The organism is Formosimonas limnophila, from assembly GCF_014652675.1.
Classification (GTDB): Bacteria; Pseudomonadota; Gammaproteobacteria; order Burkholderiales; family Burkholderiaceae; genus Hydromonas; species Hydromonas limnophila.
This window is the reverse complement of sequence record NZ_BMZG01000009.1, coordinates 54,771-70,927: the sequence shown is the minus strand read 5'-3', so window position 1 is coordinate 70,927 and position 16,157 is coordinate 54,771. Positions and strand designations below refer to the sequence as shown.

The window sequence follows — 16,157 nt, the reverse complement described above, 5'->3', positions numbered from 1 at the left end:
GGCGACCCATTAAAGCAATTTTATTGGTGAAAGTATATAAATTGAAATCAACTGGTGGACGAAAGCACACAAGCTTAAAGCAATTTGTGGCGATATTGCTCATTATTGTTAGCCATAACGTGGCTACAGCAGAAGCAAAGGATGTTCTGGATGGACTTATTGAGCAGTCCATACAAACTTATCCTGCGATCAAATCAAAAGAAATGACGCGAGAATCCGCCAAACAAGATGTGGTCACTGCATCACTTAATTTTTTGCCCAATGCCACGGTCAACTTTCAATCACGCAGGCGGGTTTATGGCGACTCAAGCTCAAAAAGTACAATTGGTGACCCATACACAGTGATTACCATAAGCCAGCCGCTTATCGGGGGAGGTTTGGTGGCAGGATACCGCCAAAGCAAAGCGAACTTAAATGCGTCCGATTGGGCATTGCGAGAAGAAGCCGAAAACATCGCAATCAGGGTGATTAATGCATATGGCGCATGGCTCTCGGCACACAAAAAATTAAGCGTATCAGAGGACAGTGTCAAAGAGTATGAGAGGCTTGTTAGCTTAATTACCCATCGTGCCGAAGCGGGTGTTTCTCCACTGACAGACCAAAATTTAGGTGTTTCCCGCCTGTTGCAAGCACAGTCCGAACTCTCGTCGTATAGAGCCAAAGAATCATCTGCATTAACCACCTTAAGTCAACTCGTGGGACAGCGGCTGACTCGTGAGCAGCTATTAAGCCAACAGCCAGAGAACAATTTTGCAATGCCTGAAGATGTTGTGATGAAAGTGTTAGAAGTCAGTCCTACATTGAAACGACTTCAATTTGAAGCAGAATCAGCCAATCAAGCAAGTAAAAAAGTGCGGTCTCAAGCATTTCCCCAACTTTCTTTACAAGCAAGACGTACGATTGGCGACCCTGATTATCAAAACACTCCTCCCAAAAACACTGTCGGTTTAGTGCTCAGTTATTCAACAGACTCAGGTTTTTCATCTTTTTCAAAAATACTGTCTGCCGACAAAGCTTATTACGCCACAGTATTAAATATAGACTCAGCCAAGCGCGACGTGGTGGTGAGGGTTAATCAAGAGGTCAGTGATTATCAGTTTGCAAAAAGCCGTGAAAAACCATTACAAAAATATGCAGATTTAACTAAAGCAATCAGCGAATCGTATAGCCGATTGTTTTTAGTCGGCAAGAAATCATGGCTCGACTTAATGAATTCGGTACGAGAGCGCAAAGAAGCGCAAGTTGAACTGGTTGACGTCCAAGTGCTGTTGTTAACGACATCTCGTCGATTAAGTATTTATACACAAAACGTAGGTTTTGATTCTGTTAAGCAATAAAGCAATAAGAGCCTGTTCAAAATCTCCTGAGTAGTAAAGCAATTCCATGTTGCACCAAATTAGAGTCTGTAAAAAATTCTGGGTAAATGGTAAATTTCCAATTTAAGAGGAGACCTCTGCACAACCCATCTCCAGCAAACGCTATGAAATACCGCAATCCCCCATCACCCAAGAATTGAATTCGTGGCACACAAAGAAACCCGACAAGGCAGTTTAGACGACGGTTTGCTGAAATCAGTCTATTGCTCAAAATTGTGAGGGGCTTTAGGCGGCAATTCAGGCCGATTTTGCTTGAATTTGAAGTCGCTTGGCTAATTTTTGGAGGTAATTGCAATCACTTAATGCGTTTTTTAATTTTGCGCAGCTCCTCGGCTTTTAGGTGGCGGTTGTGCAGAGGTCTCAACCTATGACAATCAAGCCTCATCTCGTCAATCCTTGTTACAATAAGCGCCTTAAAGTCATGGCATTTTAATCACCTTTAAATAAGACACACATGGACACCACTTTCAACCTTCAACACTTCTGGTCGCAAGGCGACAGCTTCGGGCATTTTGTCACTTTGGTTTTATTGGCCATGTCTATTTTGTCATGGGGCATTATATTCATGCGTTTATCCATGTATGCCCGTATGCGCCAATTGTCGAAAGGCTTGGCCACGTTTTGGCACAACAAAGACCACGACACCCGCATTGCCGCGCTCGCTCCATTCGACAAAGAGCATTTATTGACGCCTTTGGCTCAGCTCGCCAACACATCAAACGACACCGCCACACTGGAGCGAAAACTCTCACATGCCGCGCGACTGGCGCACCAGCATTTGGACAAAGGTTTAACATTATTGGCCACGGTGGCCTCCTCTGCCGCTTTTGTTGGCTTGCTTGGCACTGTGTGGGGCATTTATCGCACACTCACCACCGTCGCAGCACAAGGCCAGATGGACATTTCCCACATCATCGGCCCAGTCGGTGAGGCACTCATCATGACGGCTTTTGGTTTGGCGGTGGCTTTACCTGCGTTATTTGCTTACAATTTTTTCAGCAGAAACAACCAATTCATTCAGACAGAGATTGACGCCTTTGCGCACGACATTCTCAATCTACACGCGACGAAAGTGGACTAAATCATGGCCATGCACAGTCCAAAAAATCAAGGCCATCGCCCCATGTCCGACATCAACATCACACCCATGGTGGACGTGATGTTGGTTCTTTTGGTGATTTTCATCATGGCCGCACCACTGATGACTCAATCGGTCAATGTCAATTTGCCCAGCGAAAAAGCCGAGCAAATCAGTACGGACAACACGCCCGTCGTTCTCTCGATTGATGCAAGCGGTCAATATTTTATCGACAAAGCCCCCATCGCCCCTGCGGATTTAGCGGCTGTATTATCGACATTGGCACAGAAAAATGCCGAAACTCCGATTCACATCCGCGCAGATGAATCCATCTCCTACGCCAAAGTCGCACACCTGCTGACAGCCAGTCAGCAGGCAGGATTGAGCAAAGTAAGCTTTTTGACCCAAGGTGGTACGGGCAAAGCTGCGGATGCGCCCAAATAAACACGTGATCCATCGAAAACCCCAAATGCGATTTATTCTTGCCCTACTTGCGTTGGCTTGCTTGACCCAACCAGCGTTCGGTCAGTTTCATGACGACGCTGGCAATACAGTCAACTTAACCAAGCCCGCACGGCGCATTGTGTCGTTGTCACCCGCCATCACAGAAAACTTATTTGCCATCGGCGCAGGCGACTACGTCATCGGCACAAGCACTTACAGCGATTACCCTGTGGCGGCAAAAAGCATCCCCATCGTTGCTGACCATCAAAGCGTGGATTTAGAAAAAATCGCCACCCTTAAACCCGATGTGATTATTGTTTGGCAAGGTGGTATCTCATCCGCACAAATCCCTGCTTTAACCAGATTGGGCATCCCGCTGTACACGCACAGCGCCAAGCAACTGAGTGATATCCCACTGGCGTTGATGCGCTTGGCCAACTTAACGGGTACAGAACGACAAGCAGCCGCCGTGGTTTTGAGCGCTTATCAAGACATTCAATTAATAGCCGATGCACCATCGCTTGCTCTACCGACGTTTTATCAAGTGTGGCATTCGCCGCTGATGACACTCAATCGCCATAGCTGGGTATCAGATGCCCTCACACGCTGCGGTGCACGTAATATATTTAGCGAGTTGAACGTCACTGCACCAACCGTTGGTATGGAAGATGTGTTGCAACGTCAACCTGCGATTCTGTACACCGCCACACCACAAGGACAGGCAGATGACAGTTTGAAGATGTGGCGCAAATGGGACTCATTGCTCGCCGTTCGAGCCAATAATTTCCTTTATACTGACAGTGACGCCATGAACCGCGCCACCCTACGCACACTGACTGCGGCGAAAAAAATGTGCGCCGACATAGCACAAGCACGTGCTCGTCTGTAAACTAACTCCAATAAAACCCTATGCTCACTGTCGCCACGTATAACATCCGCAAAGGCCACTCGCTCACGCGTGGCTCCAGCTTGTCTCAGCTCAAGGCGGGGATTAACGACTTGTCAGCAGATATTTTGTGTCTACAAGAAGTACAAGACGTCAACACCCGCCGTGCCACCACCATCGCCCAACATGGGCATTCTCAACTGGCCGCGTTGCAAGGCGATACTTACGCACACTGTGCTTATGGCGCCAATGCGTTTTATGACCACGGCCATCATGGCAATGCGATTTTGTCTAAATTCCCCATCCATTTTTGGGAAAACATTGATGTTTCCGACCATCGGTTAGAACAACGCGGCGTGCTACACGCTGTGGTCGAACATCCGCGCTTGGGAGATTTGCATGTGTTGTGTGCGCATTTTGGTTTGTTCAAAGGCAGTCGAATTCGCCAAGCGCAAGCCTTGATTGAACAAGTACAAAACCATGTGCCAGATACTGCACCACTGATCATTGCAGGTGACTTCAACGATTGGAATCTGCATGTGCATCAGTTACTAACACGCCGCCTATCCGTCGCTGATGTTCTGGAGTCTGCAAATGAGTCGCGCTTGGCTCGAACATTTCCTGTGCAATTGCCATGGTTTCGCTTAGATCGCTTATACACACGACACCTTAATGTACAATCAGCCCAAGTCCACAGCGGTCGTGAATGGCGAACCCGCTCAGATCACGCACCCATTAGTGCCTTATTGCTTTAACCTGCGACTCTAAACCCTGACAAAAAACAGTACAACACTGCGTATGATTAGGACTCAACATGTCTTTACTGCTAAAAGCATTCCTCGGAGCGGCGGCCGTCGTCGCCATAGCCCTTTTGTCACGTAGTCGGTATTTTTTGATTGCTGGTTTGGTGCCGCTGTTCCCTAGCTTTGCATTGATTAGTCACTATATTGTCGGGGTTGAGCGTTCGCGCGATGACTTGAAAGCCACCATTATCTTTGGGTTGTGGGCGCTTTTGCCGTACGCTGTGTATTTGATTGCGGCATATTTTTTGGTCGATAAAATGGCGTTAACACCTGCACTCGTTCTATCTGCCACTTTTTGGTGTTTAGCCGCTGGGATGTTGGTGTACTTCCGCGCTTAGAGACATAGCCAATGGCCTTTCACCTCTAACCCACAAAAAAACAGTCCGAACATCGAACCGTTTTTTTATGTGAGCGCAGTTTTGAGAGTGACTATTTACGCCAACTCTTTCTCAATCACTGCATAGATATCCGTCCAATCAGGCTCACCCACATAGCGTTTGATAATCTTGCCATTTTTGTCAATCACAAAAGTAGTCGGTGTGCCGATGATATGACCAAATTGCTCATTTAGGCGACCTTCACCATCCCACACCACAGGAAAAGGCAGATTTTTATCCGTCGCAAAATTTTTGACATAAGCTGGATTATCGTATTGCATCGCAACTGCGACATAAGCGAGGCCTTTGGGCTGGAGTTTATTGTACATCTCCACCAGCTTGGGCATTTCTTTCACACAGGTGGTGCATGAGGTGGCCCAGAAATTCACAACAGTCACTTTACCTTCTTTTTGCCAATCAGCGAATTTGATTTTCTGATTGTCGATGGTGGTCACTTGTACTGCGTTCATGGCGCCTGGTTCTGCCGTGAGATTTTTGTAAGCAGTGGCAATCACCACCGCTGCAATACCCGCAGCGGCGAGCCAACGAAGTTTAATGGCCATAATCAATTTCCTCTAAAGACGACTGATACACGAATAACACCAAAATTATACCCGATTTAACCCGAAGCTCGTTCAGTCTAGCCCGTGACGTTTTTCAACCACTCAATCTGCGCTTGATCAAGCGAGCCTTGCAATGCAACGACATCCACTCGGCATGGGCTGCTACGCCATACTGGATAATGCTGAAAAAACACCTCACAAGCGGTCAGTAGCTTTTTCAGCTTGCTTGGTGTGATTGACGCAACGGCACCACCGTAAGCCGCGGTTTTTCGCCAACGCACTTCGACAAATACCAGAGTGCGGCCGTCTTTCATCACTAAATCGATTTCACCACGCGTGCACGCAACATTCGCATCAACCAGCGTTAATCCCTGCTCAATCAGATACGCTTTGGCCAACATCTCAGCGCGCGCACCATCTCTTTGCCGCGCAGCTTGCGGCGTGTAGCGGCGCAAGGGCAATTCTTCGGTTTTGATTTCTGATTTTTTTCGCAGCCAGCCCAACATCACGTCGCCTTTTTGTCTTGATCACTAGCTCATCATCGCACAAAACCATGCTAAAGTGCAGCCCTAACCACGAGGTCTTTTTATGTCGCATGCTTTAGAATCGATTTGGCAAAATGCAGCCACCCAACAATACCCCCAAGGCGCTCTGTACATCGTCGCCACCCCAATCGGCAATTTGGCGGACATCACGGTACGGGCTCTGTATGTGTTGCAGCTCGTTGATGCCATCGCCTGCGAAGACACGCGCCGCAGTAAACCACTACTCAACCAATACGGCATCAGCAAGCCGCTCATCGCTGTCCACGACTACAACGAATCTGACATCGCCACCAGTCTCATCACTCGACTACAAAACGGCGAACGCATCGCCCTCATCACCGATGCGGGCACACCTGCCGTCTCAGACCCTGGTTCACGCGTAGTCGCCGCGGCACATGCTGCTGGCGTGCGCGTTGTCCCCATTGCAGGTGCCTGTGCTGCTGTCGCCGCAATGAGTGCGGCAGGATACGATGGCGGATTTCACTTCCATGGGTTTTTGCCAAACAAAGCCAACGCCCGCAACCAAACTTTGCAATCTTTGGCCAGCATTTCGAGCAACATCGTCTTTTATGAGTCACCGCATCGCTTACACGACACCATTGCCGCCTTGGCAGAGCATTTTAGTGAGCGCACTCTAACGATTGGCAAAGAACTTACCAAACTACATGAATCTGTCACCATTTTACCACTGTGCAATGCCTCCCAATGGCTAACACAAGCTGCCGTACCTCGTGGCGAGTACGTTTTGGTGTTGTCAGCTCCCGCACATGAGGTCAATCAGCATACAGGATGGCAGCCCACATTGGTCGTGCTGTTAAATGAGTTACCCCTCAAGCAAGCTGTGGCACTGACTTGCCAAATAACAGGCGCACCAAAAAACGAGGTTTATCAACAAGCTCTGTCCCTTAAAGCCAACGCACCCGAAACTGAGTAAAAACCACAGGACCTCAATGACTTTTTTTGCTGCACCACAACAGCATCATAACCCCCCAAAAGATAAACACACATCATACAAAATGACCATATTTGGTGCAATGCACCTCAAATCAGTGCATCCAGTGGTCTTGCATTCATGATTCCTTTGCTTTACTCTTCGCGAATAAGTTGGTTAAACCGCTTATCAAACGTTGTGCCCCCTTAAAAAATAGGGGCGCAAAACACAATGACATATCACACTCAGTGAAGGAATTGAACACATGAAACAGACTCGTTTACTCACCGCTTTATTATTAACTGCAGGTACGTTCACACTAGCCTCTTGTGGCGGCGGTGGCGACAAGCCAGCAGAACCAGCCAAAACAGCGGATGCTGCCAAACCTGCTGAAACGCCACCACCAGCGATTGATACCATTAAAAAAATCAAAGACACGGGCAAAGTGGTCATCGGTCACCGCGAATCGTCAATTCCTATTTCATACTTGGCTGATGGCAAACCTGTCGGCTACGCGTTGGATGTCTGCTCAGCCATTGTTGATGAGTTGAAAAAAGAACTCAAAATGCCTGAACTCAAAGTCGAATACAAACCTGTCACGTCAGCGACCCGCATCCCAGAAATCCAAGCGGGCAACATTGACATGGAGTGTGGCACAACAACCAACAGCAAAAAACGCCAAGAGCAAGTTAACTTCTCAACCAACTACTACGTGACCGAAGTGCGTATGGTGGTAAAAAAAGGCTCTAACGTCAAAGAAATTAAAGATCTTGATGGTAAGGCAGTCGTCACCACCACAGGCACAACCTCTGACAAATACATCAAACAAGGCGAGCAAGCTGCCAAAGTCAACGTCACCAACGTATTCGGTAAAGACCACGCCGACTCATTCGCTCAGGTTGAGTCAGGAGCTGCCGCTGCATTCTTTATGGATGACAACATTTTGGCTGGTTTGATCGCCACATCAAAAACGCCAAATGATTTTCAAATCGTCGGCCCGATCCTCTCGACTGAGCCGTACGGCGTGATGTTGAACAAAGGTGATGCGGCAATGAAGAAAATCGCAGATACTGCGGTCACCAACTTCATCAAATCCGGTGCGGCTGAAAAATCTTATGCCAAATGGTTCCAATCTCCGATTCCACCAAAAGGCATCAATATGAACTGGAAAATGAACGAAACCATGAAAAAAGCCTTCTCAGAGCCATCTGACGCAGGAATTTAATCAGTTTCATCATCCAAAACATAGCGCACAGAATAATAAGTTAATCTGTGCGCTATTTTTATAAAAAATATTGAACCGTTTGGAGAATCAGTATGGCAAATGACTGGGGCGTGTTTTGCTCTCCTGGCAACGAGTACGTCGACAAAGCCAGTTGGGCTGAATCGTTGTGCAAAATGGCTGGAGCGGGCTCGTATGATTCCAGCGCAGAGTCCGTGACATGGTTACAAATCATGGTGAGCGGCCTTCAATGGCATTTCGTGGTTTTTTTATTGGCATTGGTGCTAGCGTTTGCGCTCGGCTCGTTGCTTGGCGTCATCCGCACCACACCAAACAAATGGCTGGTGCGATTGGGCAATAGCTACGTGGAGTTATTTCGCAACATCCCACTCATCATCCAATTGTTTTTTTGGGCGCGGGTGTTTCCAGAATTTTTACCGACCAGCATCTCGGCGGAAAATGGCAGCGCAGTTGCAGGCGCAGGCTACAAGCAAATAGTCAACACCATGCCATGGGTGGTTGCAGGTTTGGGGATTGGTTTGTACCACGCAGCGCGGATTTCAGAACAAGTCCGTGCGGGAATTCAAGCAATTCCGACAGGACAATGGAACGCTGGCTTTGCCATGGGCATGAGCCGTGCGCAGGTTTATTTGTACACGATTTTACCTGTGGCTTTTCGTACCGTGTGGCCGACGCTCACATCTGAAGTGATGAATTTATTCAAGAACACTTCGGTCGCCTTTGCGATTGGTGTATTCAACCTCTATTTTTATACCAAGAACATGAACGAAGAAACCTCTCAAGACCTCGTGATTATGACGGTCACCACGCTGGTTTATTTGTTCTTCACTTATGCCATTAAATTCTTGATGGCTATATTCGAGAAACGTTTGGCCATCCCTGGTTTGTCAATGGGAGGTAAATAATATGAACTTCGACTTCGCTGTTTTATTTACCCCCGAATCTCTGAGCGCGTTGGCCAAAGGGCTGTGGTTCACCATACAGCTCACCGTGTTAGCATTGATTCTTGGCATGTTGATTGGTACACCGCTGGCAATGATGCGTTTGTCATCCAACCGCTTTGCTTCAGGCTTTGCCAAGTTATATGTGGATTTTTTTCGTGGTCTGCCATTGGTGCAAGTATTGTTGGTATTTTATTTTATGTTGCCCAAATTACTGCAATGGGTTACAGGTGCAGCGTATCCCGTCACGCTCGGTGCTTTGGTGGCGGGTGTCATCACGTATGCGATTTTTGAAGCGGCGTATTTTTCTGAAATCATGCGTGCAGGGATACAAAATATTTCCAAAGGGCAAACCGCTGCGAGTTATGCGTTGGGCATGAGCTACGGCCAAACCATGATGCAAGTCGTCCTGCCACAAGCCTTACGCAACATGCTGCCTGTGTTACTCACGCAGACCATCATCTTGTTTCAGGACATCACCCTGGTTTACGCGATTGGCTGGAAGGACTTTCTGGGCGCAGGCACCACACTCGCCGCGACCAACAATCGTCCGACCGAGTTTTACTTATTTATTGGTGTGATTTATTTCATCATCTGCTATGGCATGTCTCGTTATGTCAAATATTTACAGAAAAAAGTAGCCATCATTCGTTGATGCCGCAACCCTATTTATTGGAGTTTTGTCATGATAGAAATCAAAAATGCATCAAAATGGTACGGTGAGTTTCAAGTGTTGACCAACTGCACCACCAACATTCAAAAAGGCGAAGTAGTCGTCGTATGCGGCCCATCAGGCTCAGGAAAATCGACCTTAATCAAAACCGTCAACGCATTAGAGCCTATTCAAAAAGGCGATATTGTGGTCGATGGCGTATCCCTCACCGACCCGAAAACAAATCTGAACAAACTACGTTCGCGCGTCGGGATGGTGTTTCAACACTTCGAGTTGTTTCCGCACATGAGCATTGAGAAAAATCTCGCCATTGCTCAAATGAAAGTTTTGGGGCGCAGCAAAGACGAAGCCTACACCAAAGGCAAAAAGTTATTAGAGCGCGTCGGATTATCGGCGCACGCACATAAATTCCCTGGCCAATTATCAGGCGGACAACAGCAACGTGTCGCCATCGCTCGTGCACTCGCAATGGATCCGATTGCCATGTTGTTTGATGAGCCAACGTCTGCGCTAGACCCCGAAATGGTCAACGAAGTGCTCGACGTGATGGTGCAACTCGCCAACGAAGGCATGACCATGATGTGCGTCACCCACGAAATGGGCTTCGCCCGCAAAGTTGCCAGCCGCGTGATTTTCATGGACAAAGGCGAAATCGTCGAAGACTGCTCGAAAGACGAATTTTTCAGCAACACAGAAAATCGCTCTGACCGCGCCAAGCAATTTTTATCAAAAATTTTGGCTCATTGATTGGGGCGTTTTATTTCTCACCAAAAAAGCCGATGATGACTCATAGGCTTTTTTGGTGCTTAGACCCGAAGTATTGGGTGATTTTTAATCACATGTACCACCGACCTGTACTTGACCAAACAACCATAAAAAACGCCGATGCAACAGCATCGGCGTTTGTCTGGTCTGCGGCATCATTCGTCGCGCAACCGTTACATCAGTTACTGACGACTTCGATTTTCACTTTCGCAACACCTGAGTGGGTTGAACCAATTTGCTTGGCTGCAGCGACGGATAAGTCAAGCACGCGTCCACCAGCATAAGGGCCTCGGTCATTGACTCGGACGATGGTACTCTGACCATTAGCGAGGTTGGTGACCTTTAATTTGGTTCCAAACGGCAAGGTGCGATGGGCAGCGGTCATGGCATTTTGGTTAAATTTTTCGCCATTTGCGGTGCGTCGGCCGTGAAACCCTGGGCCATAGTAAGACGCCACACCTGTTTGAAGAAAACTGGTTTTGACGTCATTTGATGCAAAATTGGTTTTTTGCACTTTAACATCACTCTTCTGATTCACAGGCGACACGACGCTTCCTACTGGATTGTCGGCAACAACAGTGGGTGCTGCTATCGCAGCGACTGGTGTTGGTATTTCTTTAGCAGACAGTGCAGAATTCAAACCGATAAATGCACTGACACTGATTGCCAATGCCGCATACTTGCGGAACTGGCGACTTTTCAAACGAATCATACCGTCTTACTCCTTAGACGGGTATCTGACCTAGAGTCTGTCTTACTTATCGACTCTTTGCTGGTAGTTATTATAGGGGAGAGGTCTTACCCAATTGCACGTGCTCATCTGATTCGATGGTGATGCACGCTCATTAACATGCCACAAGCCACGCCCAAGGTAATCAGCGCGGTGCCGCCATAGCTCATAAACGGCAGTGGCACTCCAACGACTGGCAGCATACCCGCTACCATGCCCGTATTCACAAAAACATAGGTGAACAAAATCATGGAAAGCGCTCCTGCCAGCAACCGTTCAAATCGCGAGGAGGCACCATAAGCGATGGATAATCCCCGTAAAATGAGCATGGAGTATAACACAAGGAGTAGAAGGTTACCAACAAGACCAAATTCCTCAGAAAAAACCGCCAATAAGAAGTCAGTGGAACGCTCAGGAATGAACTGAAGCTGCGCTTGCGTGCCTTGTTGCCAGCCTTTGCCCAGCAACCCACCAGAACCAATGGCAATCTCAGCTTGCATGATGTGAAAACCCGACCCACGAGGATCTGCTGATGGGTCAAGCAACACCTCGATGCGTTTGATTTGATAAGGCTTCAAATGCAGCACATCTGTCGCAAACGAGGTGTGCAGCAGTGACAACAACACGCTAATCAAAACCACCGCACTGGCCAAAAGCCCAACCACCACTTTCCAGTTAAGTCCTGCAAAAAATATCACATACGCCCCAGCAAAAGCCACCAGCAAAGCTGTTCCAAGGTCAGGTTGCTTGGCAATTAAGGTAAAGGGCACGAGCAAAATCAATGCCGCAATTAAATAAACCTGAATGGCTCTCTTGCGGTCATGCACCACGCCCGTCAAGTGAAAATAATACGCCAACATCAAGGGCACAGCGATTTTTAGCAACTCTGACGGCTGGATTCGCACACCGACATTCAGCCACCGCTGAGCACCTTTGGAACTTTCACCAAACAATGCCACCCCCAGAAGCAGCAAAATACCAACAACGTATAACGGAATAGCAAGCTGCATTAGCCACTTGGGCGGCGTGTACGCCAAAACCAGCATCACAACAAAACCTATCGTCAGATTACGAATATGATCCTCAAATCGATGTGGCATATCTGACGCGGCACTGTACATAGCCACCACACTAATGGCGGCTATGAGTGCAAGAATAAACAACATCACACCATCAATGGGCGCAAAAATCCGTGAGAGCGTCGACGTTCGACCCAAGCTGGGTGAGAAATCAGGCATCAAATTCATGGCGTGGTCTTTTTGTTGGTCAATGCTGCCGCAGAGGCTTGAGTTGGGTCAGGCTGATAACGTTTACCCGCGTTTGACTCATTAAACGCCTCTAATGTTCGGCGAACAATGGGGGCTGCGGCCTTAGCACCAAAACCACCATTTTCAACAATGGCGGCAATGGCGATTTTGGGATTGTCAGCTGGTGCAAACGCAATGTAAAGCGAGTGGTCAGTCATTCGGGCATTGCGACGACTGGCCGAGTACGTGGAGTTTTGGGCAACGCTAAAGACTTGCGCCGTACCTGTTTTACCCGCAACAGCATAGCCCAAACCATTAAACACCCCTCGCCCAGTACCCGATATATTCACTTGCACCATCCCACGTCTGACCACGTCAAGGTCTGCCGCAGGGATCTGTAAATCGGCAATCTGTGTGGGCGACTTGATTTCTCTTTGATTGGCCAGTGGGCCGATGATCGAACGAACCAAATGGGGCTTCATCCCAACCCCATTGTTCGCCAATATCGACGTAGCATAAGCCAACTGTAGAATCGTAAACGTATTTTCGCCCTGCCCAATACCCAAACTGATGGTTTGCCCTTCACTCCAGTCTTTACCTGTGCGTTTTTTGTACCACGCTTTTGAGGGCAAAATTCCTGTAATTTCACCAATGAGATCAATGCCCGTTTTTTGACCAAAACCGAAACGAGATAGCTCTTGGTGCATCAAATCAACCCCCATCTCATGAGCCAGGCTGTAATAATAAACATCCGATGAGACCGCAATAGACTGGAACATATTGACCATGCCGTGACCACGCCCACCCGTGCTGTCTCGATAACGATGGCCACCAAACGTATAAACACCACCGTCGGCAATGACTTTATCCGCACTGCGAACACCCGAATGTAAGGCAGCGATGGCCATAAAGGGCTTGTACGTTGAACCCACTGGGTAGTTTTCGCGAAGCGGGCGATTGAGTAACGGCTTATCCTCATGATTCGAGAGCAATGCCCAGTCATCAGTCGAAATACCGTCCATAAACAAACGCGGGTCATAAGTCGGCGCGCTCACAAAAGCCAAAACCTCACCAGTTGCAGGCTCTATCGCCACCAATGCGCCACGGCGATTACCAAAGGCTTTTTCAGTCTCAGACTGGATATGTGCATCAATCGTCAGCTCCAAACTGCGCCCATTGACTGCAGGCTCCTCGCCGAGCTCATCAATGCGACGACCGGAGGCCATCACTTGCAAACGCTGATACCCCGCCTTGCCATGCAGCACGTCTTCGTAACTTTGTTCAATGCCGACTTTACCAATGTGGGTCGTGCCGTGATAGGCATCTTTAAGGTTTTCTTCGGCTAAGCGCTCTTGGTCTTTTTTATTGATGCGCCCAATATAACCCATGACATGCACGCCCATGTTGCCATTTGGATAATCTCGAAAACTTCGTTTTTTAATTTCAACGCCTTTGTATCGAAACAATACAGCAGAGAGCTTAAACACCTGCTCTGGTGTAAGCTTAGTCAAAATCGGCAAGCTGTCGTGCGCTTGTGAATCCTCTTTGATTTTTTTAAACTTACGCAAGTCAGACTCAGTAATCGGTACAACTTGCCCCAGCTCACCAATCAAGCGAGCGATGGCATCGTCTCGGTTTTCTTTTTCATTGATTAACTCAATGTCCTCTGGTGTGATTTCTAACGAAAAACCAGGGTTGTTGCGGGCCATCACCACGCCATGTCGGTCAAGGATTTCACCACGCTCAGGTGCAATTGGCACAACTGAAATTCGATTACTCTCGGCTTTTTGCGAGAACTCCTCATGACTGAACACTTGCAAATAGACAAGACGAGCAACCAGCAAAGAAAAACACGCCAAAACCAAGGCATTGGCCACCACCAGCCGACGACGAAACAATTGAGTTTGTGTAGCAGCCCCCAAATTATTCTTCATTTAGATACCCATGCACCTACCGCGTTGGAACGCGCTGACTTATGCAATACCGTTGCCAGTAACATCCAAGCCACCACCCCGAGCAAAACCCACACCAAACCCGCGAGATTATCGAACTCTCCGAGAAACACCGCATGTCCCAAAGCACGCATCACCTGCATCAACAACAACAACCCTGTGCCATAGAGCGCATGGACAAATACTGATGAGAACTGCAAACGCGACGCCAACGCTTGCATTAAGGCAACACCCCACACGTACAATAGTGCGTGCTCGCCCAATATCGAAGCCTGTTGTACATCAATCAAAATACCAACCACAAAAGCCAAAATCAGTGAAATCCGAGCGGGCTGATAAACTGTCCAAAACAGTAAAACCAAAGCCACCCAATCCAACCAAACCGTGGCACGTACCGTCACCACAAAGGACAGCAACCATGCAACAATCAAAGTCAACCAGACCACACGGGCGCGCACTGTGCCCAACCATTGCTCTACTCGCATTATTTATTCCCCAATGTTTCAGTGCGACGGCGCTCACCCAGCGTCGTGGGCACGGCAGTGTCTTGTGCCTTGGCACTTTGGGCATCGGCGTAATCCTTGCGCGCACTCGCATCTACTACCTGCAAAATCAAAACAAAACGCGCGGCCATGCCTTTGGTCGTCGGCACAACAGTGATATTTGAACGTTCATCATCGCCTGACTTTTCAACAGACGCCACTCGCCCCACCGCCAACCCAGCTGGGTACAAACCATCAAGTCCAGAGGTGACCAACAAATCACCTTCTCTGATATCCACCTGAGGCACAAAGAATCGCAATGCCAAATAACCTTCGCGCTTATCGCCCGAAATCAAGCCTCGTACCAAGCCACTATCCTGCTTCATTGCCGGTTTTTGTACGTTGTCCGATGTCTGTGGCGAAGAAGGGTCTGTCGCCGCACCAGTTTGGCTGTTTGTGGCAGAAGCAGATACATCAACAGGCGTGGCTGAGTTAATCACAGCCGAGGTCGCTGGCTCGACCATGCGTTTGATTTGTACGGGCACATTGATTTTGGTGTCTAAAACCAAAGTCAACTCACTAGAAACAGACGTGACATCGGTGATTTGACCAATCAAACCATCGGCAGTCACCACAGGCTGGCCGAGCTGAACACCGTCGCTACTGCCTTTATTGAGCACTAATTTGCGTGCATATGGGTCAACCACTTGATACAATACCTCAGCTGCAATGCTCGGCGTACTCGTTGACTGCTTAAGCCCAAGCTGCTCGCGCAGCAGGGCATTGTCTGTTTCCAATTGGGCCAGTTGAGCAATTCGAGCCGCTTGTGACTGTTCAGCCACTTTCAAACTTTGGTTTTCAGTGGCCAGCTTTTCAATGTTATACACATAAAAAAAACTATCCGAAACCCACTGTTTGGTTGACTGCAAACCACTTTGAATGGGCGACACAAATGTTTTCACTACACCGCGAACCACTTTAAGCCGCCGATCTTGGCCGTCAACCATCATCAGAGCCAGCGCCAAGACAGTGGCAAAAACGAGGCGCAACCACACAGGTGTGGTGCGCCGAAAGAGTTGGTAGTCTTTTTTCATAAAACAGGGCGCATTTGAGAAGTTTCT

The 16,157-nt window shown here is 48.2% G+C and carries 18 protein-coding genes; 11 read left to right on the top strand and 7 right to left on the bottom strand.

Annotation, left to right across the window (positions count from 1 at the left end; genetic code table 11):
- Window positions 1-26 precede the first annotated feature (26 nt).
- From IE082_RS09100 to IE082_RS09075, 6 genes are all read left to right on the top strand, one after another.
- The gene (locus tag IE082_RS09100) at window positions 27-1,337 is read left to right on the top strand and encodes a TolC family protein (RefSeq protein ID WP_189493611.1); all 1,311 of its coding nucleotides are present in this window, start codon (window positions 27-29) and stop codon (window positions 1,335-1,337) included.
- A 493-nt stretch (window positions 1,338-1,830) separates the two neighbouring features.
- The gene (locus IE082_RS09095) at window positions 1,831-2,457 is read left to right on the top strand and encodes a MotA/TolQ/ExbB proton channel family protein (RefSeq protein WP_189493610.1); all 627 of its coding nucleotides are present in this window, start codon (window positions 1,831-1,833) and stop codon (window positions 2,455-2,457) included.
- A gap of 3 nt (window positions 2,458-2,460) precedes the next feature.
- On the top strand, window positions 2,461-2,898 hold the full coding sequence (locus tag IE082_RS09090; RefSeq protein ID WP_189493609.1) for an ExbD/TolR family protein: 438 nt from the start codon (window positions 2,461-2,463) through the stop codon (window positions 2,896-2,898).
- A gap of 25 nt (window positions 2,899-2,923) precedes the next feature.
- Window positions 2,924-3,787 (top strand): cobalamin-binding protein, encoded by an 864-nt coding sequence (locus IE082_RS09085; protein WP_189493608.1) that lies wholly within the window; start codon window positions 2,924-2,926, stop codon window positions 3,785-3,787.
- Window positions 3,788-3,807: 20 nt separating this feature from the next.
- Window positions 3,808-4,539: an endonuclease/exonuclease/phosphatase family protein gene (locus IE082_RS09080; RefSeq protein ID WP_189493607.1), complete on the top strand. Its 732-nt coding sequence runs from the start codon at window positions 3,808-3,810 to the stop codon at window positions 4,537-4,539.
- A gap of 59 nt (window positions 4,540-4,598) precedes the next feature.
- Complete coding sequence (locus tag IE082_RS09075; RefSeq protein WP_189493606.1) at window positions 4,599-4,925, top strand: GlpM family protein; 327 nt, start codon at window positions 4,599-4,601, stop codon at window positions 4,923-4,925.
- A 95-nt stretch (window positions 4,926-5,020) separates the two neighbouring features.
- Here IE082_RS09075 and IE082_RS09070 read toward each other — a convergent pair whose 3' ends face one another.
- Window positions 5,021-5,527: a TlpA family protein disulfide reductase gene (locus IE082_RS09070; protein WP_189493605.1), complete on the bottom strand. Its 507-nt coding sequence runs from the start codon at window positions 5,525-5,527 to the stop codon at window positions 5,021-5,023.
- A gap of 77 nt (window positions 5,528-5,604) precedes the next feature.
- Window positions 5,605-6,033: a YraN family protein gene (locus tag IE082_RS09065; protein ID WP_189493604.1), complete on the bottom strand. Its 429-nt coding sequence runs from the start codon at window positions 6,031-6,033 to the stop codon at window positions 5,605-5,607.
- Between the two features lie 82 nt (window positions 6,034-6,115).
- Here IE082_RS09065 and rsmI point away from each other — a divergent pair, with 82 nt between their 5' ends.
- The 5 genes from rsmI to IE082_RS09040 all read left to right on the top strand — a co-directional run bounded on the left by rsmI (window position 6,116) and on the right by IE082_RS09040 (window position 10,607).
- A complete protein-coding gene (gene rsmI / locus IE082_RS09060) occupies window positions 6,116-7,006 on the top strand; it encodes a 16S rRNA (cytidine(1402)-2'-O)-methyltransferase (RefSeq protein WP_189493603.1) in 891 nt (296 codons plus the stop codon).
- 262 nt (window positions 7,007-7,268) lie between these two features.
- Entirely contained in the window at window positions 7,269-8,228 is a 960-nt protein-coding gene (locus IE082_RS09055; RefSeq protein ID WP_189493602.1) for a transporter substrate-binding domain-containing protein, read from the top strand.
- A 92-nt stretch (window positions 8,229-8,320) separates the two neighbouring features.
- On the top strand, window positions 8,321-9,151 hold the full coding sequence (locus tag IE082_RS09050) for an amino acid ABC transporter permease (RefSeq protein WP_229809798.1): 831 nt from the start codon (window positions 8,321-8,323) through the stop codon (window positions 9,149-9,151).
- A 1-nt stretch (window position 9,152) separates the two neighbouring features.
- A complete protein-coding gene (locus IE082_RS09045; RefSeq protein WP_189493601.1) occupies window positions 9,153-9,842 on the top strand; it encodes an amino acid ABC transporter permease in 690 nt (229 codons plus the stop codon).
- A 30-nt stretch (window positions 9,843-9,872) separates the two neighbouring features.
- Window positions 9,873-10,607 (top strand): amino acid ABC transporter ATP-binding protein, encoded by a 735-nt coding sequence (locus IE082_RS09040; protein ID WP_189493600.1) that lies wholly within the window; start codon window positions 9,873-9,875, stop codon window positions 10,605-10,607.
- A gap of 196 nt (window positions 10,608-10,803) precedes the next feature.
- On the opposite strand, the gene IE082_RS09035 is transcribed toward IE082_RS09040, so the two are convergent.
- The 5 genes from IE082_RS09035 to mreC all read right to left on the bottom strand — a co-directional run bounded on the left by IE082_RS09035 (window position 10,804) and on the right by mreC (window position 16,130).
- Complete coding sequence (locus IE082_RS09035) at window positions 10,804-11,337, bottom strand: septal ring lytic transglycosylase RlpA family protein (RefSeq protein ID WP_189493599.1); 534 nt, start codon at window positions 11,335-11,337, stop codon at window positions 10,804-10,806.
- A 104-nt stretch (window positions 11,338-11,441) separates the two neighbouring features.
- Window positions 11,442-12,602 carry a rod shape-determining protein RodA gene (rodA, locus tag IE082_RS09030; protein ID WP_308429025.1) on the bottom strand — a complete coding sequence of 387 codons (1,161 nt, stop codon included), beginning with the start codon at window positions 12,600-12,602 and terminating at the stop codon, window positions 11,442-11,444.
- Window positions 12,599-14,536: a penicillin-binding protein 2 gene (gene mrdA / locus IE082_RS09025; RefSeq protein ID WP_189493598.1), complete on the bottom strand. Its 1,938-nt coding sequence runs from the start codon at window positions 14,534-14,536 to the stop codon at window positions 12,599-12,601. The genes rodA and mrdA overlap by 4 nt, the downstream gene beginning before the upstream one ends.
- Window positions 14,533-15,039: a rod shape-determining protein MreD gene (mreD, locus tag IE082_RS09020; RefSeq protein WP_189493597.1), complete on the bottom strand. Its 507-nt coding sequence runs from the start codon at window positions 15,037-15,039 to the stop codon at window positions 14,533-14,535. Before mreD ends, mrdA begins: the two co-directional genes overlap by 4 nt.
- Complete coding sequence (mreC, locus tag IE082_RS09015) at window positions 15,039-16,130, bottom strand: rod shape-determining protein MreC (protein WP_189493596.1); 1,092 nt, start codon at window positions 16,128-16,130, stop codon at window positions 15,039-15,041. The genes mreD and mreC overlap by 1 nt, the downstream gene beginning before the upstream one ends.
- Between the last annotated feature and the right edge of the window lie 27 nt (window positions 16,131-16,157).

Excerpts from the sequence above, each read along its gene's own strand:
- IE082_RS09040 (WP_189493600.1), top strand. The coding sequence starts at position 9,873 with ATGATAGAAATCAAAAATGCATCAAAATGGTACGGTGAGTTTCAAGTG.
- IE082_RS09080 (WP_189493607.1), top strand. The coding sequence starts at position 3,808 with ATGCTCACTGTCGCCACGTATAACATCCGCAAAGGCCACTCGCTCACG.
- IE082_RS09075 (WP_189493606.1), top strand. The coding sequence starts at position 4,599 with ATGTCTTTACTGCTAAAAGCATTCCTCGGAGCGGCGGCCGTCGTCGCC.
- mreD (WP_189493597.1), bottom strand. The coding sequence starts at position 15,039 with ATGCGAGTAGAGCAATGGTTGGGCACAGTGCGCGCCCGTGTGGTCTGG.
- IE082_RS09065 (WP_189493604.1), bottom strand. The coding sequence starts at position 6,033 with ATGTTGGGCTGGCTGCGAAAAAAATCAGAAATCAAAACCGAAGAATTG.
- IE082_RS09085 (WP_189493608.1), top strand. The coding sequence starts at position 2,924 with ATGCGATTTATTCTTGCCCTACTTGCGTTGGCTTGCTTGACCCAACCA.
- IE082_RS09055 (WP_189493602.1), top strand. The coding sequence starts at position 7,269 with ATGAAACAGACTCGTTTACTCACCGCTTTATTATTAACTGCAGGTACG.
- IE082_RS09095 (WP_189493610.1), top strand. The coding sequence starts at position 1,831 with ATGGACACCACTTTCAACCTTCAACACTTCTGGTCGCAAGGCGACAGC.
- rodA (WP_308429025.1), bottom strand. The coding sequence starts at position 12,602 with ATGAATTTGATGCCTGATTTCTCACCCAGCTTGGGTCGAACGTCGACG.
- IE082_RS09050 (WP_229809798.1), top strand. The coding sequence starts at position 8,321 with ATGGCAAATGACTGGGGCGTGTTTTGCTCTCCTGGCAACGAGTACGTC.
- mrdA (WP_189493598.1), bottom strand. The coding sequence starts at position 14,536 with ATGAAGAATAATTTGGGGGCTGCTACACAAACTCAATTGTTTCGTCGT.
- IE082_RS09090 (WP_189493609.1), top strand. The coding sequence starts at position 2,461 with ATGGCCATGCACAGTCCAAAAAATCAAGGCCATCGCCCCATGTCCGAC.
- rsmI (WP_189493603.1), top strand. The coding sequence starts at position 6,116 with ATGTCGCATGCTTTAGAATCGATTTGGCAAAATGCAGCCACCCAACAA.
- IE082_RS09035 (WP_189493599.1), bottom strand. The coding sequence starts at position 11,337 with ATGATTCGTTTGAAAAGTCGCCAGTTCCGCAAGTATGCGGCATTGGCA.
- IE082_RS09070 (WP_189493605.1), bottom strand. The coding sequence starts at position 5,527 with ATGGCCATTAAACTTCGTTGGCTCGCCGCTGCGGGTATTGCAGCGGTG.
- IE082_RS09045 (WP_189493601.1), top strand. The coding sequence starts at position 9,153 with ATGAACTTCGACTTCGCTGTTTTATTTACCCCCGAATCTCTGAGCGCG.
- mreC (WP_189493596.1), bottom strand. The coding sequence starts at position 16,130 with ATGAAAAAAGACTACCAACTCTTTCGGCGCACCACACCTGTGTGGTTG.